This is a genomic window from Williamsia sp. Y853 (assembly GCF_056786495.1).
On record NZ_JBXCJC010000001.1, the window covers coordinates 637906 to 663149 of the forward strand.

At 62.5% G+C, this 25244-nt stretch carries 24 protein-coding genes and 2 tRNA genes; 13 read left to right on the forward strand and 13 right to left on the reverse strand.

Annotation, left to right across the window (positions count from 1 at the left end):
* The first annotated feature begins 88 nt into the window (after positions 1–88).
* Positions 89–379, forward strand: a complete 291-nt coding sequence (crgA, locus tag AC1TPF_RS03160) for a cell division protein CrgA (RefSeq protein ID WP_482136550.1) — start codon at positions 89–91, stop codon at positions 377–379.
* Positions 380–540: 161 nt separating this feature from the next.
* Entirely contained in the window at positions 541–1002 is a 462-nt protein-coding gene (locus AC1TPF_RS03165) for a PH domain-containing protein (RefSeq protein ID WP_482136549.1), read from the forward strand.
* A 17-nt stretch (positions 1003–1019) separates the two neighbouring features.
* Here AC1TPF_RS03165 and AC1TPF_RS03170 read toward each other — a convergent pair whose 3' ends face one another.
* Both AC1TPF_RS03170 and AC1TPF_RS03175 read right to left on the reverse strand, forming a co-directional pair.
* Complete coding sequence (locus tag AC1TPF_RS03170; RefSeq protein WP_482136548.1) at positions 1020–1859, reverse strand: rhomboid family intramembrane serine protease; 840 nt, start codon at positions 1857–1859, stop codon at positions 1020–1022.
* A gap of 54 nt (positions 1860–1913) precedes the next feature.
* Positions 1914–2450: a peptidylprolyl isomerase gene (locus AC1TPF_RS03175; protein WP_482136547.1), complete on the reverse strand. Its 537-nt coding sequence runs from the start codon at positions 2448–2450 to the stop codon at positions 1914–1916.
* Between the two features lie 104 nt (positions 2451–2554).
* Here AC1TPF_RS03175 and AC1TPF_RS03180 point away from each other — a divergent pair, with 104 nt between their 5' ends.
* Positions 2555–3184, forward strand: coding sequence for a hypothetical protein (locus AC1TPF_RS03180; protein ID WP_482136546.1), 630 nt, complete (start codon positions 2555–2557; stop codon positions 3182–3184).
* Between the two features lie 28 nt (positions 3185–3212).
* Entirely contained in the window at positions 3213–3938 is a 726-nt protein-coding gene (locus tag AC1TPF_RS03185) for a DUF4190 domain-containing protein (RefSeq protein WP_482136545.1), read from the forward strand.
* A gap of 97 nt (positions 3939–4035) precedes the next feature.
* Here AC1TPF_RS03185 and AC1TPF_RS03190 read toward each other — a convergent pair whose 3' ends face one another.
* From AC1TPF_RS03190 to dnaA, 11 genes are all read right to left on the reverse strand, one after another.
* Complete coding sequence (locus AC1TPF_RS03190; protein WP_482142617.1) at positions 4036–4962, reverse strand: LLM class F420-dependent oxidoreductase; 927 nt, start codon at positions 4960–4962, stop codon at positions 4036–4038.
* Positions 4963–5190: 228 nt separating this feature from the next.
* Positions 5191–5263, reverse strand: a tRNA-Ala gene (locus AC1TPF_RS03195).
* 169 nt (positions 5264–5432) lie between these two features.
* A tRNA-Ile gene (locus tag AC1TPF_RS03200) sits at positions 5433–5506 on the reverse strand.
* A 67-nt stretch (positions 5507–5573) separates the two neighbouring features.
* A complete protein-coding gene (locus AC1TPF_RS03205) occupies positions 5574–6647 on the reverse strand; it encodes a DUF3566 domain-containing protein (protein WP_482136543.1) in 1074 nt (357 codons plus the stop codon).
* A gap of 75 nt (positions 6648–6722) precedes the next feature.
* Positions 6723–9233, reverse strand: coding sequence for a DNA gyrase subunit A (gene gyrA, locus AC1TPF_RS03210; protein WP_482136542.1), 2511 nt, complete (start codon positions 9231–9233; stop codon positions 6723–6725).
* A 47-nt stretch (positions 9234–9280) separates the two neighbouring features.
* Positions 9281–11317 carry a DNA topoisomerase (ATP-hydrolyzing) subunit B gene (gyrB, locus tag AC1TPF_RS03215; RefSeq protein ID WP_482137298.1) on the reverse strand — a complete coding sequence of 679 codons (2037 nt, stop codon included), beginning with the start codon at positions 11315–11317 and terminating at the stop codon, positions 9281–9283.
* 404 nt (positions 11318–11721) lie between these two features.
* A complete protein-coding gene (locus AC1TPF_RS03220; protein ID WP_482136541.1) occupies positions 11722–12318 on the reverse strand; it encodes a DUF721 family protein in 597 nt (198 codons plus the stop codon).
* Entirely contained in the window at positions 12315–13490 is a 1176-nt protein-coding gene (recF, locus tag AC1TPF_RS03225) for a DNA replication/repair protein RecF (protein WP_482136540.1), read from the reverse strand. The genes AC1TPF_RS03220 and recF overlap by 4 nt, the downstream gene beginning before the upstream one ends.
* Before the next feature lie 20 nt (positions 13491–13510).
* Complete coding sequence (gene gnd / locus AC1TPF_RS03230) at positions 13511–14404, reverse strand: phosphogluconate dehydrogenase (NAD(+)-dependent, decarboxylating) (protein ID WP_482136539.1); 894 nt, start codon at positions 14402–14404, stop codon at positions 13511–13513.
* 158 nt (positions 14405–14562) lie between these two features.
* The gene (gene dnaN, locus AC1TPF_RS03235) at positions 14563–15732 is read right to left on the reverse strand and encodes a DNA polymerase III subunit beta (RefSeq protein ID WP_482136538.1); all 1170 of its coding nucleotides are present in this window, start codon (positions 15730–15732) and stop codon (positions 14563–14565) included.
* 664 nt (positions 15733–16396) lie between these two features.
* Positions 16397–18028: a chromosomal replication initiator protein DnaA gene (gene dnaA / locus AC1TPF_RS03240; RefSeq protein ID WP_482136537.1), complete on the reverse strand. Its 1632-nt coding sequence runs from the start codon at positions 18026–18028 to the stop codon at positions 16397–16399.
* 443 nt (positions 18029–18471) lie between these two features.
* On the opposite strand from dnaA, the gene rpmH reads away from it, so the two are divergent.
* The 9 genes from rpmH (at position 18472) to AC1TPF_RS03285 (ending at position 25184) form a co-directional block, all read left to right on the forward strand.
* A complete protein-coding gene (gene rpmH, locus AC1TPF_RS03245; protein ID WP_482136536.1) occupies positions 18472–18615 on the forward strand; it encodes a 50S ribosomal protein L34 in 144 nt (47 codons plus the stop codon).
* A gap of 43 nt (positions 18616–18658) precedes the next feature.
* Positions 18659–19027, forward strand: a complete 369-nt coding sequence (gene rnpA, locus AC1TPF_RS03250) for a ribonuclease P protein component (RefSeq protein WP_482136535.1) — start codon at positions 18659–18661, stop codon at positions 19025–19027.
* On the forward strand, positions 19027–19395 hold the full coding sequence (gene yidD / locus AC1TPF_RS03255) for a membrane protein insertion efficiency factor YidD (RefSeq protein WP_482136534.1): 369 nt from the start codon (positions 19027–19029) through the stop codon (positions 19393–19395). Before rnpA ends, yidD begins: the two co-directional genes overlap by 1 nt.
* A gap of 4 nt (positions 19396–19399) precedes the next feature.
* Positions 19400–20590, forward strand: coding sequence for a membrane protein insertase YidC (gene yidC / locus AC1TPF_RS03260; RefSeq protein WP_482136533.1), 1191 nt, complete (start codon positions 19400–19402; stop codon positions 20588–20590).
* Positions 20591–20638: 48 nt separating this feature from the next.
* Positions 20639–21208, forward strand: coding sequence for a Jag family protein (locus tag AC1TPF_RS03265; RefSeq protein WP_482136532.1), 570 nt, complete (start codon positions 20639–20641; stop codon positions 21206–21208).
* Positions 21209–21351: 143 nt separating this feature from the next.
* The gene (rsmG, locus tag AC1TPF_RS03270; RefSeq protein WP_482137297.1) at positions 21352–22044 is read left to right on the forward strand and encodes a 16S rRNA (guanine(527)-N(7))-methyltransferase RsmG; all 693 of its coding nucleotides are present in this window, start codon (positions 21352–21354) and stop codon (positions 22042–22044) included.
* An 11-nt stretch (positions 22045–22055) separates the two neighbouring features.
* A complete protein-coding gene (locus tag AC1TPF_RS03275) occupies positions 22056–23048 on the forward strand; it encodes a ParA family protein (RefSeq protein ID WP_482137296.1) in 993 nt (330 codons plus the stop codon).
* Between the two features lie 44 nt (positions 23049–23092).
* Positions 23093–24244: a ParB/RepB/Spo0J family partition protein gene (locus tag AC1TPF_RS03280; protein WP_482137295.1), complete on the forward strand. Its 1152-nt coding sequence runs from the start codon at positions 23093–23095 to the stop codon at positions 24242–24244.
* A gap of 220 nt (positions 24245–24464) precedes the next feature.
* Entirely contained in the window at positions 24465–25184 is a 720-nt protein-coding gene (locus AC1TPF_RS03285; RefSeq protein WP_482136531.1) for a hypothetical protein, read from the forward strand.
* Positions 25185–25244 lie beyond the last annotated feature (60 nt).

Sequence of the window (25244 nt, forward strand, 5' to 3'; positions counted from 1 at the left end):
ACTTTCCGGGGAGCCGCAGAACTCCGGCACCCGGCGACGGGTGCGTTAGGTTATAGGGAAACGTTTGTACCCGCGAACCGAGGAAGTCATGCCCAAGTCAAAGGTCCGCAAGAAGACCGATTACACGATCAACCCTGCCAGCCGCACACCGGTGAAAGTGAAGGCCGGCCCCTCCGGCGCCGTCTTCGTTTCGGTGATGCTCGGCCTGATGCTGCTGGGCCTGGCCTGGCTCATGGTGTTCTACCTGGTCGCCACGCCCGAGTCCCTCGGCGCTCCCGGCAAGATCCTCAACTGGATGTACGAGCTCGGCTCCTGGAACTTCCTCATCGGATTCGGGTTCATGGTTGCCGGTCTCGTGATGACGATGAAGTGGCGTTGAACTGCACCTTCAATGATTCACAGGCTGTGGAACACCATGTGTGTAATTCATCCCCAGTGTGGATAACCCCTGTGGAGTGAAGTGGCGGTGAACAGCACTTTCATTCATCCACAGCTGTGGAACAACATGTGTGTAATTCATCCTCAATGTGGATAAGGCCTGTGGATAACTCTGTAAACGCACGTTTGGAATGGGCGACACCAGCACCGATGGGTGCACTGATGGTGGTCGGTGGGCTCGCCCTGGGTGGCGCCGGACTTTTCTCCGGCACCGACCCTGCGGGCATGGCACTGATGCTCATCGCCGCGCTGCTGCTCCTGCTGCTCGGCGGGCAGAGTTTGTGGATCCGTCCGAAGCTGGCCGTAGAAGGCCGCGAACTACACGTCCGCACGCTTTTCCGGGGGACGTGTAGTTATTCGTTCGACGACGTGCGCCGGGCACAGGTGCTCACGTACCCGCGGTTCGGCCGCCGGGTACCGCATCTGGAACTTGATCTGGACGATGAGCAGGCCCACGAGGGGGAACGTCTGGTCATCTACGGGCGCTGGGATCTGGGCACCAACCCACTCGATGTGGCCGATGCGCTGCGCGCGGCCGGACTACCGGTGGAAGAGCGCAAATAGCGGGTTCGGTGAACCCGTCAGAACGTCAGCGTCTGGGCCTTCACGATTCCGACGACCAACGCCACCACGATCAGTAGGCCCATCGCCAGGAATCCCACCGCCGTTGCATTGCGGGGATTGCGTGATCGGGTGGGCAGCAGCTCCGGTCCGTAGACGATTCCTGCGGCCGCCGCGGCGCCGAATGCCAGGCCGCCGAAGTGGGCCCAGATCGAGATGTTCGGGATCGTGAACGAGAGCACCACGTTCAGGGCGATGATGCCCAACAGACCGGTGGCCGGGATCTTGGCCTTCAGCACCACGACCAGCGTGGCACCCATCAAACCGAAGATCGCTCCCGAGGCACCGGCATTGATGGCCAGCGAGTCACCGAACAGCATCACCGCGGCGCTGCCACCGAGCAACGAGGTCAGGTAGATCCCGACGAAACGTGCGGTACCAAGGGTCAACTCGACGTCGCGACCCAGGATGTACAGAGAAAACATGTTGATCCCGACGTGGATCAGCGAGAAATGCAAGAAGCCGGCGGTGAGCAACCGCCAGTATTCGCCCGAAGCCATGAACGGCCCCCAGAGCGCGCCATCGGCGAACAGCTGCGACGACGCCGCGACGTCGGTGATGCTCTTCGCCTGGGCGGCGACGATCAAGAACAGGGCGATGTTGATCGCCATCAAGGTGTAGGTGGCCCAGGCGACCTTGGCACCGATGGTGCGGGCCCGGGGAACCTGACGACCGGAAGCCCGGACGCAGTCGACACAGTGTTGGCCGACTGCGGCCGGGGTCAGACAATCGGAGCAGGCCGGACGCCCGCACCGGCTACACGCCAGTCCCGTCGGCCGATCGGGATGCCGAACACACACCTGGGTAGGTGGAGACGGCGATTGAGAAGCCGGCGGCTGGTATGTCACAACAGGTCAGGAAATCGTGACCCGCTCGATGACAACGTCCTCAAGCGGACGGTCCCGACGGTCGGTGGCGACACTGCCGATCGCGTCGACGACCTTCTTCGACTCGTCGTCCTCGACGACACCGAAGATGGTGTGCTTGCGGTTCAGGTGCGGGGTGGGTCCGAGGGTGATGAAGAACTGCGAACCGTTCGTGCCCGGTCCGGCGTTCGCCATCGCCAGCAGGTACGGCTGGCTGAAGGTGAGCTCCGGGTGGAACTCGTCTTCGAACTGGTAGCCGGGGCCACCCGTGCCGGTTCCGGTGGGGTCACCACCCTGGAGCATGAAGCCGGAGATGATCCGATGGAAGACGGCGCCGTCGTAGAACGGTCCACTGTCGCCACCCGAGGCGTTTGCCGTCGAGTAGTCCTTGGAGCCGTCTGCCAGGCCGGTGAAGTTCGCAACGGTCTTGGGTGCGTGGTTACCGAACAGGGCGATCTTGATGTCACCTTTATTGGTGTGCAGGGTCGCGGTTGCGGTTTTCAATGCTGTGGTCACGCCCACCATGGTGCCACTTCGGCTGTGATGCCCCGGACACAACCGCCCAGATCGCATCACCGGTGGCACTAGTGTGGAGTCGATCCAGCTGGTTCTACCCGAGGAGTTTTTTCATGAGCACACTCGAATCTGATCTGAAAGCAGTGCGAGACAAGGCGGTCGCGTTGTCCTCGAGTCAGCGCCTGCGTCTCGGTACCAACCAGAGCCTGGCAGGTCTGACGAATGTGACCCGGGGATCGCTCGGATTGGGTGGCATCGGTATCCGCAAGACGTTCAACTCTGCTGCCCTCGCCACCCGCACCACCGGCGCAGCTGCCTGGTCCGGTGCCAAAAAACTTGGAGCCCAGGCATATTCGAAGGAAGCCGAACTCGCTGCGGACGCCCGCCGACTGACCGACGAATACCGTCACCGCGCCGCTGACACCTTCCCCGTGCAGATCACCAATCCGACCGTGGTGTCCGGCCTGCAACGCACCGGCCTGGCCGACGCACTGCCGGAGCAGGTGGCAACGATCAAGCCTTCGCGACGACGGCTGAAGATTGCGCTCATCACCGCCGGTGCCCTGGCAGCGGGTGCGGCCGTGTTCGCGATTTCCCGTCGCCGCCGTCCGGCACCGCCCTCGGTGGCCGCCGCTCCCCCGCGCCTGACCGATGTCCCGGTGGTCGACGACGTCGAACCGGTCTCCGCACCGTCATCGCCGTCATCTTCGTCGCCGTCATCGAACGGCCAGACGGAAAGCTGACACCGGGCAGACGGGTACCGTGTGATTCGTGAGTGTTGAGAACGGGGACCCAACCCGGCGGCGCAATGCGCCGGTGCCCGCATGGGAGCAGCGAGGACCTACGGGTGCGCCACCTCCCGGCTATCGGCAGCCCCCGCGTCAAGGCGCGGGTCCTGCCCCGCAGGGTGGACGCCCGGGTCCGCCGCCGGTCAATCAGCCGCCGCCGAACCGCGTCCCACCGCCCATGCCGGGATCCGGCCCGCCACCGGGTGCGCCCTACCGGCCGGCCCCCGGCAGGCCGGGACCGGGGCAATCCGGCCCCCAGCAGCCCCCACCGTGGCAATCAACGTCATCCCCGGCCCCGCTGAGCGGTCCCGCCGCAGGCATCGGTTCGCCCGCGGCCGGGCCCGGCAACGCATATTCACAGACCCACGACCCGGCGGATCGTCGCAGTGAGAACTACGACGACTACTCCGCCGCCTATCTCGCCGACCCCGTCGAGGATCACGAAACCGGAGCACAGATGACACCCGCACCCACATCGCGGGCAAACAGGACCAACCGCACCTCGATCGCGGCGTTGGTCTTGTCGGTGATCGGCGTGACGTTCATCGCCGGGATCATCTGCGGCCACATCGCGCGTGCACAGATCCGCCGCAGCGGAGAACAGGGCAGCTCGTTCGCCATCGCCGCGCTCTGGGTCGGCTATCTCTACCTGGCGGCCTCCGTGCTGGTGCTGGGCGGCTACCTCTACATCGTCGGCACCGGCAGCTGACGCACCTCTTCACAATCGGTTCCACTTTCCGCGATCCGCTCCACCTGCAGTGCGCTGCAAGTGGAGCGGATCGTTGTATGTGGAGCGCATCTTCGGGTCAGAGCTGAGGCATGACCTTGTCGGCGATGTAGTCGATGTGAGCCAGATCTGCCATGTCGAGCACCTGCAGATAGATCCTCGATGCGCCGGCCTGCGCGTAGGTCCCGATCTTGTCGACGATCTCCGCCGGGGATCCGGCGAGGCCGTTGGCCTTGAGTTCGTCGACGTCCCGGCCGATCTTTGCCGCCCGTCGAGTCACCTCCGCGTCGTCGGCGCCCGCACACACGACCAGTGCGGCGGAATACACCAGGTCGTCGGGTGAGCGGCCCCGGTCGGTGCAGGCCTGCCGGACGCGACCGAACGTCTCCTGTGCCGTCTGCGCCGAGACAAACGGGACGTTGAACTCACTGGCGTACTGCGCGGCCAACGCCGGCGTCCGCTTCTTGCCCTGGCCACCGAGCAGGATCGGCGGTGTCGGACTCTGAACGGGCTTCGGCAGTCCCGGTGAATCGGTCACTGAGTACTGCTCACCGGTATACGAGAACGTCTGCCCCACCGGTGTCGTCCATAGGCCGGTGATGATCGCCAGCGACTCCTCCAGGCGGTCGAACCGCTTACCGAGCGACGGGAAAGGGATGGCGTACGCATTGTGCTCGGCCTCGAACCAGCCGGCGCCGTAACCGAAGTCCACACGGCCACCCGACATCTCGTCGACCTGCGCGACCGTGATCGCCAGCGGGCCCGGATACCGGAAGGTCGCCGAGGTGACCAACGTGCCGAGGCGAATCGTGGAGGTCTCCCGCGCGATGCCGGCGAGTGTGGTCCAGGCATCCGTCGGTCCGGGCAGCCCCTCGGCGTTCATCGCGAGGTAGTGGTCGGAGCGGAAGAACGCCCCGTACCCCGCTGCCTCTGCGGTCTGGGCCACCGCCAGTTGATCGCTGTAGGTGGCACCCTGCTGTGGTTCGACGAAGACACGTAATTCCATGCCCCTCACTCTTGTCGGAGCGGCCCGCGGACACCAACTCGGACCTGAGGCAGTGCGCGACTTCTCGCGGCCTCAGAACGGCGCTCAGGACGTGTGCGACACCGAATCGGTCATGTTTCCCGTGAAACAATTGCATCTATGTAATTCGCATTCCGGTTGGATTTGCGAAATACCTACCGACACAAAAATGACCACCTCCCCGGATTGGGGAAGGTGGTCATTTTTCTGTGGAGCCTAGGAGATTCGAACTCCTGACATCTGCCTTGCAAAGGCAGCGCTCTACCAACTGAGCTAAGGCCCCGGCGCCAGTTCTCACTGACTTTCGGGCAACCCGTGCCAAATCTCCATCTTGCGACGAGACTCGGCGAGCAGGCTCGCGACTACGAGTGCCAGTGCCGCGGCGGTGATCAAAACGAACTTCATCACGTCCCTTTCGGGTTTTCGTCCGCGGTGTGGACTCATGGTCACAGTGGGCCTAGGAGGACTTGAACCTCCGACCTCTTCGTTATCAGCGAAGCGCTCTAACCGCCTGAGCTATAGGCCCTTGAACCGAAATCAGAGATTACCCGACGTCGGCCCCACACAACAAAACGGCTGGTCAAAGACCCTGTTTAGTCGCGATCCGCGAGAGTGACCTCAAGCCCGCCGACAAGATCGGATGACAGGTTGTAGATGAACGAACCAACCGTCGCCAACGCTGTGAACAACACCACGTTCACGGCTCCGACCAACGCTGCGATTCCGAACACTCCGCCGGCACTGATCTCGAACGACGACTCCGTCTCGGTGTCGCTCGACACCAGGGTTCCGAAGGAGTTGTTGATCTGATCCCAGACGCCCATACCGTCGAGGATGAGATACAACACACCGATCGCGATCATCCAGACGAAGAACGACGCCACCGACAGCACTGCCGACACCTTGAAGGCAGACCACGGGTCGATCCGACGCAGCTGTACCGACGCACGCAGGGCAGCGCCCACAGGACTGTGCGCCGGGACCGCTGAGATCGGCTGTATCGGCGCAGGAGCGGCCTCGGGATGGTGAATGGCATCGAGGTCCGGGAGATCCTCCTGAGCGAGATCCCGGCGATCGATGTTCCGAGTCGGGCCATCGAGCAGTTTCGGCGCCGCGGTACCGGTGATCACCGGACGTTTGACGGTCTGCGGACCACCGGGTTGCCCGGGTGCGCCTGAACCCGAGGACGGACGCCCCGGAGGCGGTCCGGCCGGACCCCGACCCTGCGTCGGGACACCGGGAGGCTGCTGCCCGGCAGCGCCCGGAGGCGGCTGGTTGCCTGCCGGAGGCAGCGGCTTGCCGGGACCACCCGCCGGACCCTGCGGAGGTTGCTGACCCGGACCGGGAGCACCGACCCCGCCCCGCTGCCACGGCGGAACCCCACCCGGACCGGTAGCTGTCGGACGACCCTGTACCGGTCCCGATGGTGGCGGTGTCACCGGATGTGCCTTCGTCTCATCGCCGCCGGTCTGCGCCTTGGCAGGGCCCGTTTCGGGGTCCCGCGGCGGCTGATCCTGCACCGAGACGGCAGGCCTCACCCCGTTGGTCCCGGGAACAGGCGCTTGCGCGCTCGCTCCGTTCGACGAAGCCGGCTTTTGCACTGGCCCAGGGGTCCCGGCCGAGTCGCCTTCGGTGTTGGGTTCCGTGGGCTCATTGGGTGTGCTCATGCGTTCCTTTGCCTTCGGCGTCGTCTCGCGGAGCACCTCGCCTGCTCCGACCGTTCAGTGCTGCTGGTCTCCTGGCTACTTCTTGCCAGCAGGCCCGCTCTGCTCCTCCACCAGTTCATCCGGCTCGTCAGCGTTACGGGCAATAGCCAAGAGCGTAGTTCCTTCGTCGAGGTTCATCAGGCGGACGCCCTTGGTTTGGCGTCCCGCCTTGCGAACCTGGCGGGCCGCGGTGCGGATCACACCGCCACCCGACGTGATGGCGTAGAGCTCGCTGTCGTCATCGACGATCAGTGCGCCGACCAAGGCACCACGCCGCTTGTCGTACTGGATCGTCAACACACCCTTGCCGCCACGACCCTGCACCGGATAGTCGTCCATCGCGGTGCGCTTCGCGTAGCCACCGGACGTAGCCACCAGCAGATAGGTGCCCTCTCGGACCACGTTCAACGACAACAACTGGTCATCGTCGTTGAAACGCATCCCCTGGACACCCGAGGTCTGCCTGCCCATCGGCCGCAACGCGTCATCGGTTGCGGAGAACCGGATGGATTGGCCCTTGGTCGACACCAGCAGTAGGTCGTCCTCGGCACTGCACAACTGCGCACCGACGAGTTCGTCTTCGCCACGCAGGTTGATCGCGAAGATGCCGCCGGAGCGGTTCGAATCGAAATCGACCAGACGTGACTTCTTGACCAGTCCACCGAGAGTGGCCAGTACCAGGTACGGGGCATCCTCATAACTCTTGATCTGGATGACCTGGGCGATGCGCTCTTCGGGCTGGAAGGCCAGAAGGTTGGCGACATGCTGTCCGCGGGCGGTGCGGTTGGCCTCGGGCAGTTCGTATGCCTTGGCGCGGTAGACCCGACCCTTGGTGGTGAAGAACAGGATCCAGTCGTGCGTGGAGCACACGAAGAAGTGCCGGACGATGTCGTCCTGCTTCAGCCCTGCGCCCTGCACGCCCTTGCCGCCGCGCTTCTGGCTGCGGTACAGGTCGGTTTTGGTGCGCTTGGCGTAGCCGGTCTCGGTGATCGTGACCACGACGTCTTCACGGGCGATCAGATCCTCGTCCGAGACATCACCGTCTGCGGCAATGATTTTCGTCCGGCGTTCGTCGGCGAACTTTTCGACGATCTCGGCCAATTCGTCACGCACGATGGCGCGCTGACGCTCTGGCCTGGCCAGGATGTCCTGGTAGTCGGCGATTTCGACTTCGATCTCCGCCAACTCATCGACGATCTTCTGTCGCTCCAGGGCGGCGAGGCGCCGCAACTGCATCGCCAGGATCGCGTCGGCCTGGATCTCGTCGACATCGAGCAGGTCGATCAATCCGGTACGGGCCAGATCAACCGTCTGCGAACGACGGATGAGTGCGATCACTTCATCAAGTGCGTCAAGGGCTTTGACCAGACCACGCAGGATATGGGCGCGCTCTTCGGCCTTGCGCAGCCGATACCTGGTCCGCCGTACGATGACCTCGATCTGGTGGGCCACGTACAGCCGGATCATCCTGTCCAACCGCAGGGTTCGCGGTACACCGTCGACGATCGACAGCATGTTCACGCCGAAGCTGGTCTGCAGCTGACTGTGCTTGTAGAGGTTGTTCAGAACAACCTTGGCCACCGCGTCGCGACGCAGCGTGACCACGATGCGCATACCCACACGATCAGAAGACTCGTCATCAATCTTGCTGATGCCCTTGAGTTTTCCTTCGTTCACCTGCTCGGCGATCGACAGGATCATGTTGTCCGGGTTGACCTGGTACGGCAGCTCGGTGATGACAAGGGTGGTCGCGCCCTTGTTCTCTTCGATCTCCACGACACCGCGCATCTTCACACTGCCGCGACCGGTGGTGTACGCATCCCGGATGCCCTGACCACCAACGATGAGTCCGTAGGTGGGAAAGTCCGGTCCCTTGATGGCTTCCATGCACGCGGCGAGGGTGGTTTCCTCGTCGGCTTCGTAGTTGTCCAGGGCCCAGAAGATGGCATTGGCGACTTCACCGAGGTTGTGCGGCGGGATGTTGGTCGCCATACCGACCGCGATACCACTCGAGCCGTTGATCAGCAGGTTCGGGATACGCGACGGCAATACCGTCGGTTCCTGTGTCTTGCCGTCGTAGTTCGGGATGAAATCGACTGTCTCCTCGGTGATGTCACGCAACATCTCCATGGCAAGCGGGGTCAGCCGGGCTTCGGTGTAACGCATGGCGGCCGCGCCATCGTTGCCACGCGAACCGAAGTTGCCCTGGCCGTCGACCAGCGGGTACCGCATCGACCACGGCTGGGCCAGGCGGACCAGGGCGTCGTAGATCGCGGTATCACCATGGGGGTGGTAGTTACCCATCGTCTCGGCGACCGGCTTGGCCGACTTGACGTAGCTGCGGTCCGGGCGGAAACCGGCGTCGTTCATCGCGTAGAGCAACCGGCGATGCACGGGCTTGAGACCGTCGCGGACCTCGGGCAGGGCGCGGCCCACGATCACGCTCATCGCGTAATCGATGTAGCTGCGCTGCATCTCCTGCTGGATGTCTACCGGTTCGATGCGGTCGCCTTCGCCCCTGTCGGGCGGCAAGGTGGTGTCGGTCATCGTTTCGCTTTCGTTGTATCAGGCTGATGGGTGAGTGACGACGCCGGTCAGACGTCCAGGAAGCGAACGTCTTTCGCGTTGCGCGCGATGAAGCTGCGGCGCGCGACCACGTCCTCACCCATCAACACACTGAACAGCTCATCGGCGGCAGCGGCATCATCAAGCGTCACTTGACGGAGAACTCGGACCGCGGGATCCATGGTCGTTTCCCACAGTTCCTTGGCATTCATCTCGCCCAGACCTTTGTAGCGCTGGATGCCGTCTTCCTTGTTGATCTTCTTGCCGGCCTCGGCGCCCGCCTTCAACAGACCGTCACGTTCCCGGTCGGAATAGGCGAACTCCGGTGCGGCGCCCTTCTGCCACTTGAGCTTGTACAGCGGCGGTTGGGCCAGATAGACGTGGCCGTGCTCGACCAGCGGGCGCATGAAACGGAACAGCAGGGTCATCAGCAGCGTCGAGATGTGTTGTCCGTCAACGTCGGCGTCGGCCATCAGCACGATTTTGTGGTACCGCAGTTTGGCAATGTCGAACTCGTCGTGGATACCGGTGCCGAACGCGGTGATGATCGACTGGACCTCGGTGTTCTTGAGAACCCGGTCGATCCGCGCCTTCTCGACGTTGATGATCTTTCCGCGCAGCGGCAGAATCGCCTGGTACATCGAGTCGCGACCGGATTTGGCGCTACCACCGGCCGAGTCGCCCTCCACGATGTAGACCTCACACTTGCTGGGATCCTTGCTGCGGCAATCGGCGAGCTTGCCCGGCAGACCGCCGATATCGGTGGCGCTCTTGCGGCGCACCAACTCTCGCGCTTTTCGGGCGGCCAAACGGGCCTGCGCAGAATCGAGCGCCTTCTTGATGATGATCTTGGCCTCGGCGGGATTCGCCTCGAACCAATGCGAGAGGTGTTCGTTGCTCACCTTCTGCACAAAGCTCTTGACCTCGGTGTTACCGAGCTTGGTCTTGGTCTGACCCTCGAACTGGGGTTCGGCGACCTTCACCGAGATGACCGCAGCCAAACCCTCACGGATGTCATCACCGGTGAGCTTGCCGTCTTTCTCTTTCACCAGCTTCTTGTCGAGCGCGTAGCGGTTGACGGTGGTGGTCAGCGCCGCGCGGAAACCCTCTTCGTGCGTACCACCCTCATGGGTGTTGATGGTGTTCGCGAAGGTGTGCACCGATTCGGCGTAACCGTTGTTCCACTGCATGGCCACCTCGAGCTCATGGCCGGTGCCCTTGGCGGTGAAGCCGACGATCGATTGGTGGATCGCCTGCTTGGTCCGGTTCAGATGGGCCACAAAATCTTCCAGGCCACCCGGGTAGTGATAGGTGCGAGTGCGGCGCTTCTTGCTGTGAACTTCGGGCTTACCCTCGGCATCGACCGGAACATCTTCGGCGAGCTCGGTGTTCTCCGCCTCTTCGGCGAGTTCGTCTTCGGACTTGGGTGCCTCGGCGATCTCGACGTCGTCGGCATCACCGACCGCAACCGTGGCCGCACGCTCATCTGTCAGAGTGATGGTCAGGCCCTTGTTGAGGAAGGCCATCTCCTGCAGTCGCCGTGCGATGGTGTCGAAGTTGTAGTCGGTGGTCTCGAAAATCGAGTCATCGGCCCAATACCGCACCAGGGTTCCGGTTTTCTTGGACGGCGAACCCTTGACCAGTGGCTCGGGAACTGCCTTCTTGTAGGTCTGGGACCAGTTGAAGCCGTCACGCGCGATCTCGAGTTCGACCTTGGTCGACAGCGCGTTGACCACCGAGATACCGACACCGTGTAGACCGCCGGAGACAGCGTAGGAGTCGGAGTCGAACTTGCCACCGGCATGGAGCTGGGTCATGACGACCTCGACGGTCGGGACGCCGGTCTTGTGCATCTCGACCGGAATTCCACGGCCGTCGTCAACAACCTGAACGGCGCCATCGGCCCGCAGGGTGACATCGACACGCGTGGCGTATCCGGCCATCGCCTCATCGACAGAGTTGTCGACAACTTCCCAGATCAGATGGTGGAGTCCGCGCTCTCCAGTGGATCCGATATACATACCGGGCCGTTTCCGGACCGCCTCGAGACCCTCGAGGATGCTGATCGAGTCCGCACCGTATTCGCTGTTCCCCTTCTTCTTTGCCGGGGCTTTCTTTGCCGGTTCCGGGGTCTTCGCCGGTTCCGAGGCTGCCGGTTGCTGGGGTTCGGTGCTGTCGGCCACGAGTGCGTCCGCTCCTTACATCGCCAATGATTCACCACGCAGCACGCACCCGGCAGTCACAGATCTCTGCTTGTTCCGGGGGTTCTCCACGCGGCGGTCTGCCCCGGTTCGGGGCAACTCACTACATACTACTGGGTGAGGCGACAAGAGATAGCCCTGCCGCACCCCTCACGTCTCTCCTGGCGGATTTTCTCGACAGAGTCCAAGTCTGACCGACAACTCTGGGGTCCGACGTTCGTTGCGACGGTTTTCTCGCCCATTTGCCGACATCGACCCCGGTGATGGTTCTATCCGTAGGTGTCCCGCGGTCCGCGGCCGCGAACATGGCGCTCACCTTTGCGCCAGGACGGAGCCTGTGGACCGGTGATCCGCAGACTGGTCACCACATTGTCGCCCACCACCGCCGCGATCTTCGCGATGATCTGTGACTGGACCAACCGCAATTGGGTGGCCCAGGCCGTCGATTCAGCGGTGACGTGTAAAACTCGTTCCTGCAATGCTTTTGGCTGCGCATGCGACGCGATCTCTTCGCCGACGATGCGGTCCCAGGACCCGAAAACGGTACCTTCGCTGATCTTGTCGCTCCAGCCGCGACGCCCGGCCAGACCGCCCACGAGTCGGCCGAACGGCTGTGGGTCGTACTGATCCGGACCGGCACCGGTCCAGCCGCGTCGGGTGGGTCGACGTGATCCGGGCTTGCGTGCGGCCGGTGACGCCCGGCCCTGTCCGACCGATTTTCCGGCGGCCTTGGCTGCTGCGCGAGCGTCCTCCAGCGCCTTACGGGCCATGTCGTAGCCAGTCGGCGCCGGGTTTTTATTGCCGGATTCACCGCCCTGCGGCGTGTCGGCACCACCGGAAGGTCGATCCGAATCGCTCTCGCTCATCCCTGTACCACCAACTCTGACGTTCGGACACCTTCGGATTCGACGATGTTGACCGCAACGGTGCGGCCACCGATCTGCGCCGGGATGTCGTCGGCAACCGCAGCGGTGACCAACACCTGCTCGGCACCTTCGGCCACCTCGACCAGCTTCTCACGGCGTTTGGCATCGAGTTCGGCGAACACATCGTCGAGCATGAGGACCGGTTCGACGCCGTCGGCACGGGCCAGTTCCACCGAACCCAGTCGCAGCGACAACGCCATCGACCACGATTCTCCATGGCTGGCGAAGCCCTTCGCCGGTTCGTTGCCCAACATCAGATCGATGTCGTCCCGATGGGGTCCGACCAGACAGACACCTCGTTCGATCTCTTTTTTACGCAGCATCGACAGATCGCTCAGCATCACAGCCTCGATGTACTCGAGGTCGGCCTTCTCCCCCTCCGCCGGGATCACATTCTCCGACACCGATGAACGGTAATGCAGCGATGCCGGCCGAGACTGCGGCGCGATCGTCGAATATGCCTGCCGCACATGCGGTCCCAGTTCAGCAACGAGATCGATTCTGGCCGCGGTGACTTGCGCCCCGTACTCGGCGAGCTGAGCATCCCAGACATCGAGCGTGCTGATCACCGAGTCGGCGTCACCGCCACCCCGACGCAGCGCCGCCGAGGCGGTCTTGAGAAGGGCGGCCCGTTGCCGCAGCACCCGATCGTAATCGGCTTTGGCCGCCGCCCATCGTGGGCCACGAGCAGCGGTGAGTTCGTCGGCGAATCGTCGACGCTCCCCCGGGTCGCCGCGCACCAGCGACAGGTCTTCCGGAGCGAACATCACGGTGCGCAGGATCCCCAGGATGTCCCGCGGACGGCGGCGCGGTGCACCGTTGATCGCGGCCTTGTTGGCCTTGGACGCGACGATCAGCAGATCGACTGTCAGTTCCCGGCCGTCGTTTTCCACGGTCGCGGACAACCTGGCCTGCTCCGCACCAGACCTGATCAACGGCTGATCGGTGCTGACGCGATGCGAGCGCAAGCCCGACAAGTAGTACAGGGCCTCGAGTAGATTGGTCTTGCCGAAGCCGTTTCTTCCGACGAAAAGCGTTGTGCCGGGTGTTAATTCGACTGACACATGCTCCCAGGAACGGAAATCATGCAGCGTCAGATTACGGACATACACCTCGCCCCATCAACTCCCGGTCATGTTGTCGACTTCTGGACCACCGAGTGCCCACCGAATTGTTGACGCAGCGCCGACACCGCCTTGAGTGCAGGCGAACCACCTTCTTGACGAGAGCCGAAGCGGGCGAACAAGGCCGCAGAGATCACGTTGGCCGGGACCGAATGCTTGATCGCTTCCTCGACCGTCCATCGTCCTTCACCGGAATCTGTTGTGTAGTCATGTATTTCGGCCAGTCCAGGATCTTCTTGGAGAGCCTTCACCAGAAGTTCGAGAAGCCACGAGCGGACAACGGTGCCGTTGGTCCAGGCACGGAGGGTTCCGGCGACATCTTCGATGAGTGGCTCGGCTTCGAGGATTTCGTAGCCCTCGCCGTAGGCGTGCATCAGTCCGTATTCGATGCCGTTGTGCACCATCTTGGCGTAATGCCCGGCACCGACCTTGCCTGCGTGGACAAATCCATCGGCACGTTCTCCCGGTGGGCGAAGCGCATCGAAGATGGGCATGGCCCGCTCCACATCTTCGTTCGCGCCACCACACATCAATCCGTAGCCGTTCTCCAAACCCCAGACACCACCGGATACACCACAGTCGATGTACTTGATTCCGTTCGCGGCCAACAGTTCTGCATTGACTGCATCATCGGTGTATTTGGAGTTTCCGCCGTCGATGACCAGATCTCCGGGAGACAAGACATCGGCGAGGTCACGCACGGTCGAGCGGGTTGCTTCACCCGCGGGCACCATCACCCACACGATCCGGGGAGCGGGGAGCGCACCGGCGAGTTCGGTGAGCGAGGCAACGTCCGAGACCTCAGGTCTCGGGTCGTAACCCACCACTTCGATGCCCGCGTCCCGGACCCGGGTGCGCATGAAGCCACCCATCTTTCCCAGTCCCACCAAACCCATCTGCATGGTCGTCCCCATCTTCGTACCGATCACGGTGCTCGCGGACAATCTCGGTCGGGCCGACGCTCATCGTCTGACTCGACTCTGGCGGCGCCTCCCTCATTTAGGATCCGGTCCGGTCAGCTGCGCAGGTTTTTCGCCCGAGCACCGTGTCAGCGGGCGACTCAACCGGGCAGACGAACCGGCATCAACAGGTAGGTGTATTCGCTGCTCGGTGCAGCGTAGGCACCGTTGCCGTCAGGGGACGGCTCGCTGTCGGAGCCCGGACGCAGCACGGCCGGCCGCGACGGGGTGGTGAACCCGAAGTCGACCGTCGACGAGTGCAGCGAACTCAGTCCGTCCAGCAGATATCCCGGATTGAAGGCGATGGTGAGCGGCTCGCCGTAAAACTTCACGTCGACCTGCTCCTCGGCGCGGCCGGCGTCATCGCCACCGGCGGTGAGCAGCACCGAATCCTCACCGAACTCCAAACGCACCTGGGCGCCACGCTCGGCGACAAGGGCCACACGCTTGATGGCCTCGGTCAACGGCGCGATCTCGATGGATGCGACGGAGGTGTGGGTCGCGGGCAGTAGCTGACGGAACTTCGGGAACTCGGCATCGAGGAGACGAGTTGTGGTCCGTCGTCCGGAACCGACGATGCCCAGAAGGCCGTCGGCACCGATGCTGCCACCGGAACCGAAGGCCAACCCGACAGCAGAGCTGCCGTCGGCACCTGCGGTTTTTGCGGCTTCGGACAAGGTCTTGGCCGGGACGAGGACCGCGGAGGTCGTGTCGGCGACCTCAGGGGTCCAGGTGAGCTCACGGACAGCGAGCCGGAACCGGTCGGTCGCCGCCAGGACAACCTTGGTGCCGTCGATCTCGAGTCGGATTCCGGTGAGCATCGGCAACGTGTCGTCGCGGCCGGCTGCGATGGCAACCTGGGTGATGGCCTCGGAAAAGACATCCGCCGGGATCGATCCGGTCTTGTCGGGCACGTCCGGGAGCTGGGGGTAGTCCTCGACAGGCATCGTGGGCAGCGAGAACTTGGCACTACCGCAGACGATCGCAACGCGGGTCCCGTCGAGCTGCACATCGACAGGCTTGGCCGGGAGGGCACGGGTGATGTCGGCCAACAACTTGCCCGAGACCAGGACCTGGCCCTCATCAGCGACTTCTGCGGACACGTTGACCTGCGCAGATACCTCAAAATCAAATCCCGATACGGACAAACCCGCATCGGTCACGGTCAGCAGGACTCCACCGAGCACCGGTACCGGTGGTCGGCTGGGCAGACTGCGCGCAACCCACGCGACCGAATCTGCAAACTCGTCACGAGTCACCCGAAACTTCATAGTCTCCAGCTTGCCCTTCTTGATTGAACTTTCCGATGCGCATCAGGTTGCCTGCGGACGCAGAACATCCGACGAGCGCAGGCGTCAGGGTCTCCACTCTAAGGCGGATCCCAAGTATTCGGTGCCGATGGGGGTGCTCAGGGACATCGATGGATGGTTTGTCGGCAGCGGGTGTGGAGCAGTTTGTGCACAGCACTGCTTTTAAAGAGATTTGTTGATGGATAAATTCGTATTCATAGTAGGCACTGTGAATTTGTGGATAGGTACCAAATTTGCCAGGTGAGGGCGGCTGAGGGGTTGGTAGCGAATTCTTGGTGGTTGGGGGACCAACATGACCGGCATGTGCACAGACCTTGGAGTTTGGGGAAACGTGCACCGCTTATCCACAGAAATTCGGAGTTATCCACGGAGTTGTACACAGGCTGGCGACAACGAGTAGAGCGCCGATTTGTGAGATCCCACGGATGACAAGTCTCGACCAGAGGTTGAGGGTGTGGTCGTTCGGACGGGTTCGTGCGACCGTTGACGACCGCTCGCACGGACGCTTTGATGCGGGCGTTCACGGTGCCCCGGAGAGCGGGTTCTCCGGCGCACAAACAGAACAGCGGGCGGCCTGATGGCCGCCCGCTGTGGGGTCTTCTCTGTCGTGCTGTCGTGCTGTCGTCTAACGGCGTGAGCGCTGTTTGATCCGTGCGGTCAGTTCCTGCACCTGGTCGTAGACGCGTCTGCGTTCGGCCATTTCCTTACGGATCTTCTTGTCGGCGTACATGACGGTTGTGTGGTCACGGTCGAAGGTCTCACCGATCTTCGGTAGCGAGAGGTCCGTGAGCTCACGACAGAGGTACATGGCGATCTGACGGGCCTGCGCGATGGACCGGGTCTTACCGGGTCCGCGGAGTTCCTCGAGGCTGATGTCGAAGTACTCGGCGTTGACGGCAAGGATCGTGGCGGCGGTGATCTCCAGGCTTGCCGAGTCCGGTAGCAGGGCTTGGAGCACCACATCGGCCAGCGCGGTGTCGAGTTCGGAGTGATTCAGCGAGGCGAACGCCGTCACGCGGATGAGCGCACCTTCGAGTTCGCGGATGTTCCGCTCGATCTTCGAGGCGATCAGCTCGAGCACATCGTCGGGTACCCGGATCTGATCCATCTGCGCCTTCTTGCGCAAGATGGCGATGCGGGTCTCGAGCTCCGGCGGCTGAACGTCGGTGATCAGACCCCATTCAAAGCGGGTACGGAGTCGATCCTCAAGTGTTGCAAGCTGTTTGGGGGGTCGATCAGACGACACGACGATCTGCTTGTTCGCGTTGTGCAGTGTGTTGAAGGTGTGGAAGAACTCTTCCTGGATACCTTCTTTGCCTTCGAGGAACTGGATGTCGTCGACGAGGAGTACATCCATGTCGCGGTATCGGCGCTTGAAGGCCACCCGGCGGTCATCACGAAGCGAGTTGATGAAGTCGTTGGTGAACTCTTCGGTGGAGACGTACTTCACCCGCATACCGGGGAACAGTCGCTGCGCGTAGTGACCGGCGGCATGGAGCAGGTGGGTTTTACCCAGTCCGGATTCACCCCAGATGAACAGCGGGTTGTATGCACGCGCCGGTGCTTCGGCGATGGCCACAGCCGCGGCGTGGGCAAAACGGTTCGAGGCACCGATGACGAAGGTATCGAAGGTGTACTTCGAGTTCAGGCTCGAGTCACCGCTCGAATCAGACTTCGATGACGCCGCGGAAAAGTAGCCGGACCACTCGGCGGCCCCGGTGCGACCGAGATCACGGTCGCGGGAGGCGAAGGTTTCGGGGGGTAGCGGCGGAACGGACTGCAGGTATCGGTTGTCGCCCTCTTCGGGGCGTGCGCCCGCGGGTTCCGGCGAAACCTGGCCGGGTCCGGCCGAACCCGTCGCGACAGAACCGGAAGCGGCTGCCGGCTGCCCGGCTGGAGCCTTTTTGTTCTCGGCGCGCTCGGATTTCGCGCGATCGGCTTCATACGGATCGAAGAGGGTGTCGGCGGCGGCGATCGGATCGATCCGCACACCGAGGTCGACGGAATAGCCCAGATGCCGACTCAGCGCGGTCACGATCGGTTCGCGTAGTCCGCGTTCGATCTGTTCCTGCACACGTTGGGTCGGAACGGTCAGAAGTGCAAAGCCCTCGGCAAGCGTCAACGGCCGGACCAGCGAGAGCCAGGCCTTCTGTTGTTTCGAGAGTGGAAGTCGGTTTCCGGTGCTGTCATCGTTGAGCTCGGTTACGACTTTGTTCCAGATCACTGTGAAAGAATCGTGATCGGAATCGGCTGGCATGGTCATCCCTCCTGGTGGGTTCGTCACCAATTGTCCACACCGTTATCCACAGGTGTGGAACAACAGCGAGACAACAGCGAACCCCAGATGGGTGATCGCGATTCCGCCCCGGGTGGATAGCTTCGGTGAAGTTAACAGACATTGGTCAGGGGTCACAACCGAAAACCACATCTTGCAGGTAAAGGCAAGAATCCGTTGCCCCGAGGCGTGTCGATCGTCGATTTCGCAGGTCGGGGGTGGTTCGGCACTTTCGGGGCGGTTTGACCCGCCCGCCCGTCATCAGTAGTCTCGAACGGTCGCCGAACGTCGATTCCGGCTGCGGTGAGCACACCGGTACAAAGGTTGCTCGCCCGTCCGATGCTTCGAGGTAGCGAACAGACCACCGATTAACAAGCTGGGCTCAAATTGTGTAAGCGAGCCCATCACCATGAGGAGATTTGGCCGTGGCCAAGGGCAAGCGGACTTTCCAACCAAACAACCGTCGTCGTTCACGCGTGCATGGCTTCCGGCTGCGTATGCGTACTCGCGCTGGACGCGCGATCGTCAATGCACGTCGTGGCAAGGGACGCACGAGCTTGACGGCCTGAGTCGGCACGGAACCGCAGCCCGCGTAGCAGGCCGCAGCAACTCGTGTTGGCTCCGCCCAACCGGATCACCCGGCGATCGGACTTCACCCGCACTCTGAAAAATGGGGTGCGGGTTGGTCGGCGTGATGTGGTTGCGCATGTTTACAGGCCGTCGCACCCGGATTTTGTCACCACTGGCGGACCACGAATCGGATTGATCGTGGGTAAGTCGGTGGGCAATTCCGTGACCCGTCATGCGGTGTCACGCCGGCTGCGTGCGGCCTGCCGGTCGTTGCTCGCCCAGTGTGAGCCGACCACAATGGTGGTTATCCGGGCGTTACCCGGTAGTGCCACCTGTTCGGAGCCAGAGTTGGAACAGCAACTTGTCGGTGCATTGAGTAAGGCTCAACGCCGTATCGAATCGATTGCGTGATGAGCGCGGCAGCGGGTTTTCGTCACCTGGTGGCGATGTGGCCGCGCCGGGCTGTCATCTTCTTGATCGAGCTCTATCGCACGTGGGTCTCCCCGATGCGGCTACCGACCTGCCGTTTTGAACCGAGCTGCAGTACTTACGCCGTCGAGGCATTGACCGAGTTCGGATTCTTCCGAGGCGGTCTGCTGTCCATCGTGCGGCTTGCGAAATGTGGACCCTGGCACAAACCGGGCTATGACCCGATCCCGGAGCGCCGTTGCAGGCACCAAGCTGAACCCGATGATTATGCGACATCGGGCAGCGAGCGGGATCTGGACCGATCTTCTTCGGCTGCAGAGTCGAATTGTGTTGTAACAGTGAGGAACTGACGACGTGCTCGATTTCATTTACTGGCCGGTTTCGGCGATCATGTGGGTATGGCACTGGCTGTTCAGCCAGGTGATGCCAGATACCCCAGGCTGGGACGGTATCGCTTGGGCGTTATCGGTCATCTTCCTGGTCTTCACTTTGCGCGCCATCCTCTACAAGCCTTTTGTGAAGCAGATCCGCACCACGCGGAAAATGCAAGAGATCCAGCCGCAGATGCAGGCGATCCGCAAGAAGTACGGCAAAGACCGGGTCAAGATGACCGAGGAGATGCAGAAGCTCCAGAAGGAGCACGGGTTCAATCCCCTACTCGGCTGCCTCCCGATGCTGGCGCAGATCCCGGTGTTCATCGGTCTGTTCCACGTGTTGCGTTCGTTCAACCGGATGGGTACCGGTTTCGGCCAGCTCGGCATGACGGCCGAAGAGACCCGGAATACCGCCAACTACATCTTCAGTCCTGAACTCGTTCAGAACTTCCTCGACGCCCGTCTGTTCGGCGTGCCACTGTCGGCCGCAATCAGCCAGCCCGAGACCGAATGGGTGGCGTTCAGCGCCAACGGCGTCATCGACTTCACGCGCGCGAACATCATCATCTTGGTGATCCCGCTGGTGATCATCTCGTCCATCGCGACGCACATGAACTCGCGGGCCTCCGTGGCGCGCCAGAGCGAAGCGGCGCTTGAGAACCCGCAGACGCGGATCATGAACAAGCTCGCGCTCTACGTCTTCCCCCTGGGCATCCTGGTGTCCGGTGCCTTCTTCCCCGTCGCGATCCTCCTGTACTGGGTCTCGAACAACCTCTGGACCTACGGACAGCAGCACATCGTCTTCGGTCGGATCGAAGAAGAAGAAGAAGAAGAGAAGGCCGCAAAGCTGGAGAAGCGGTCGCAGAACGCACCCAAGCCCGGCGCCAAGCCGGCTGTGTCCGCCAAGCCGAAGCCGGGAGCAAAGCCCGTCGCCAAGGGTAAGGCGGCAGACACCGCCAAGGCTGATGCTGTCGATCTGTCCAAGGGTGACTCAGAGGCCGACGGTGATGACACCGCCGCCGACGACACAACCCCAGCCAAGGATTCTCCGGGTACCAAGAAGACGCCCGACAAAACCAAGGCCGCCGGCTCCCCCGCTTCGAACAATGCGAAGAAGCCCGCCGGTGGACGCCCGAGCAGCAACCAACCACGACGTAAGAAAAGGCGCTGACACAATGCGAGGTCAGCTCCCCGGAAGAGTACAAAGCGAGGTATTGCGATGAGTGCAGAGACCAAAGACGTCGCTGTCGAAGACGTGAACGAAGAGACTGCTGCCGATGACACTGCCACCGAGGATTCGGCGTCGGATGAGCCGGAGATGTCCGACGAGGAGCGTTTGGTAGAAGAAGGCGAAATCGCCGGCGACTACCTGGAGCAGCTGCTCGACGTCCTCGATTTCGATGGAGACATCGACCTTGATGTCGACGGAGACCGGGCGATCGTCAGCATTGACGGCGGATCCGATCTCGTGAAGCTGGTGGGCAAGAACGGTGAGATCCTCGATGCGCTCCAGGAACTGACACGGCTCGCCGTGCAGCGCACCACCGGTGACCGCAGTCGGCTCATGCTGGACGTGGCGCGGTGGCGTGCGGATCGTCGGGAGCGGTTGGCCAAGCTGGGTACCGAGGTCGCCGAGCGTGTCCTCGAGGCCGGCGAGCGCGAGACCCTCGACCCGATGTCCCCCTTCGAGCGCAAGATCGTCCACGACGCGGTTGCCGCAGTCGAGGGTGTGTACTCCGAGAGCGAAGGCACCGAACCCAACCGCCGTGTTGTAGTGCTCAAGTCCTGATCTCCAAATGTTTGATGCGATGGGCCCCGGCGGTTTCGCCGGGGCCCATTGCGTTATCGATGCTTGGTGCAGCACTTGGTGCAGCACTAGTTACACCGATGTAGTTTGCTCGTCCGCGTTCGGTGCCCGCACCAGACGCGGTGATGTTTCACGTGAAACGGAGGATGACGTTGTCAGCAGAGTTTGATGGTCCCGAGGGTGAGAAGACGTTGGCTGCCGCGCAGGCGGTGTTCGGTGAACGCTTGCCGCTCGCAGAACGATATTGGTCGAGTTTGGCCGGGGCCGGTGTCGAGCGCGGGCTGATCGGACCACGGGAAGTGGACCGGTTGTGGATCCGTCACGTGTTGAATTGCGCCGTGATCGGAGACCTCCTGTCCGACGGCGAGAATGTGGTCGATATCGGTAGTGGCGCCGGCCTGCCGGGCGTGGCCGTGGCTATCGCCAAGCCGTCGGTGCGGATGACGTTGGTCGAGCCACTCTTACGCCGGGCGACCTTCCTGGAGGAAGTCGTCGAGGAGCTCGGACTTGATGTGCAAGTGGTCCGTGGCCGGGCGGAAGAGAAGACGGTCAAGAAGATCGTCGGGGGTGCCGATGTGGTGACCTCCCGAGCGGTTGCCCCGCTGGACCGCTTGGCCAAGTGGTGCGTTCCCCTACTGCGGCCCGGTGGCCGACTGATGGCGATCAAGGGATCGTCGGCTACGGAAGAGATTTCCGAGCATCAGGGAACCTTGGGGCGGATCGGACTGTCCAACCTTCATGTCGAGACGTGTGGTTCTGGGATACTCGAAACGCCGACAACAGTTGTTGTTGCCACTCGAATTGGTGGACGTCGGTGACAGAGCGCAGAATGTTCGGTAGGCGTAGCCGAAGGAGCGAAAGCGTGTCCAATGAACCGTATGTTTCACGTGAAACAGTTTCACGTGAAACCAGCGCGTATGAGGTCAAACCCCAACCCCACTACGACACACCCATTGCTGCTGCGGCAGAACGCGCCAGCCGGGTATTGACACCGGGAGGCTATGGTTCCCTCCCCCGACCCTCACAGACGCGGATCATCACGATCGCGAATCAGAAGGGTGGCGTCGGTAAGACCACCACGACGGTCAACCTCGCGGCGGCACTGGCCGTGCATCAACTCAAGGTCCTGGTGATCGATCTCGATCCTCAGGGCAACGCGAGTACCGCGCTGGGAGTTGATCATCGCTCGGGTGTCCCCTCCGTCTATGAGCTTCTCATCGGCGAGGTGCCTTTCGCCGATACCATCGTTCAGAGCACAAGTTACGAGAGTCTCTTCTGCGTACCTGCCACGCTGGATCTGGCGGGCGCCGAGATCGAGCTCGTGTCGATGGTGGCGCGCGAGAATCGCCTCCGCAATGCGCTCGACCGGGAGACGCTCGAACAGTACGACTTCGACTTCGTCCTCATTGATTGCCCGCCGTCCCTCGGCCTGCTGACCATCAATGCGATGGTCGCCGCTCAGGAGGTGTTGATCCCGATCCAGTGCGAGTACTACGCCCTCGAGGGTGTGAGCCAATTGCTTTCGAACATCAACCTGGTGCGGGCCCATCTGAACCCCGCGTTGCATGTGTCGACCGTTGTCCTGACGATGTATGACGGCCGGACAAAACTGGCGGATCAGGTCGCTGAGAGCGTCCGTGAGCACTTCGGTGACCGTGTCCTCAACACGGTCATTCCGCGCAGCGTGAAGGTCTCTGAGGCCCCCGGATACGGCAACACAATCATCGAGTACGACCCGGGTTCACGTGGAGCGATGAGTTACCTCGACGCCGGTCGTGAGCTTGCATTCCGATCAGAACAAGAACTGGAGGGGCGGCTGTGACCGACGACAAGAAGACTTCGAAGGCGCCGGGCGGGACGAAGCCGGTGAAAGCTCCCCCGCGCGGCAAAGGCGGACTGGGGCGCGGACTCGCGGCCCTGATCCCCACCGGTCCGACTGAGGGTCCGAGGATGGGTTCGGCTGCCACCGATGTGATGTTCGGCAGCGGCCGAGCCGTTGCTGCGGATCCCGGTGACCCGGCAACGCTCGTCAGTAATGCTGGCGGCGCCGGAGGTGGAAATGCAGCTGTTGGTACCGGCGCGACCACCGAAGGAAGCGGGACTGCTTCCGGCACCGGAGATCCCTCCGCTGCAGAGTCCACTGACTCCGCAAGTGCACCGGTACCCACTCCCCCATCCATCACCGATCCGAACGGGATCGATGACGTGGGAGCCATTTATCAAGAGATCGAACCCGGTCGGATTCAGCCCAATCCGCAGCAGCCGCGTACCGCATTTGATGAAGAGGCCCTGGCTGAACTCATCCACTCGATCCGCGAGTTCGGGCTCATGCAGCCGATCGTGGTGCGTCGACTGGCCGAACCCGAAGGCGACGTCGAGTACCAACTCGTCATGGGCGAGCGCCGGTGGCGAGCCAGCCAGGAAGCCGGGCTGGAGAAGATCCCGGCGATCATCCGGGAGACCGCAGACGGCGACATGCTGCGCGACGCGCTGCTGGAGAACATCCACCGCGTGCAGCTGAACCCTCTGGAAGAAGCAGCGGCGTACCAACAGCTGCTCGAAGAGTTCGGTGTCACCCACGATGAACTGGCGAGCCGACTGGGGCGCTCGCGGCCGGTGATCACGAACATGATCCGACTGCTCCGTCTTCCGATTCCGGTTCAGCGCCGGGTTGCCGCGGGCGTACTCTCGGCGGGCCATGCGCGGGCGCTGCTCTCGCTCGAGGCAGGCGCGGACGCACAAGAAGTCCTGGCGGCCCGGATCATCGCGGAGGGCATGTCGGTGCGTGCGACCGAAGAAGCGGTGACATTGGCCAATCGTGAGGACGGCAAGACTCCCCTCCCGCAGAAGCGGAAGCCGATTCAGATGCCCGGCCTACAAGACGTGGCCGAGCGACTTTCGGACAAGCTCGACACCCGGGTGACGGTCGCAATGGGCAAGCGCAAAGGCAAGATCACGGTCGAATTCGGCTCGGTTGGTGATCTCGAGCGACTGGTCGACATCATCGCGCAAGGGTGAAGAATTCAGCGCGAAATCTCGGGTACCGGTGGGTGCGGGTGAAACGTCACAGTGACAACAATGCCGACAATTAGCTCTGATATTGCTGAAAGATGTTTTGTAACAACAGAATTGACGTTCACCCTCGCTCGGCGCGAACCGGATTCCGCCATCGCTTATGCTGAGACGTGTTCTTTGCAGTATTTGGTCCAATGACGTGTTTTCAGGAGGCGGCGGGTCCGTGTCGGTAACGATAACGCCGCTCACCATGGACGGGTTCGAGTCACTTCCCGTGCACGGTCGGCGCTGTGTGTTCTGGGAGATGCAACCGAAGCTGATCCCCGACACGGTGGGCGGAGAACCATTCGCGAGCGAGTTCGACAAAGAAGCGTGGGTCTCGATGATCCTGCTCGAGTGGGGCACGTGCGGACAGGTTGCGATCAATCGCAAGACCGGCAAGGTGGTCGGAGCCGCGTTCTACGGTTCTCCACTCAGTGTCCCCCGCTCGGCCCTCTTCCCCACTTCCCCGGTTTCTGCCGACGCTGTGATCCTGTCCTCGATGTGGGTGGACCCCGGTCATGACAATGCCGCCGAGGATCTGGTGCGGGCTGTCATCGTCGACCTCACCCGTCGTGGAGTGCGCGCGATCGAGGCGTTCGGGATCGTGCGATCCGAGCGAGCCGACCTGAAGGTCGAACAGGGCGACGGAGAGATCGTCGGCGACGAGACCATTTGCCCGCGTTGCATGATCGACGCGGAGTTCCTCAAAGAATCAGGCTTCGACGTGGTGTCAGCACATCACCGATTCCCACGGCTGCGGCTGGAGCTCGACAGTGACCTCGGTTGGAAAGCCGGCGTCGAGAGCGCACTCGAGAAGTTGGTTGTGATGGCCGCTATCGACGTGGCCGGTCGAGAACGTACCGCGGTGACCGTTGGACGCCGAAACATGCTCCGGCGCTGACTCAGCCCTGACTCGCTCGGGTATGGCCGGGGTCGAAAGGTTGTGCCCAGCGCAGAATCT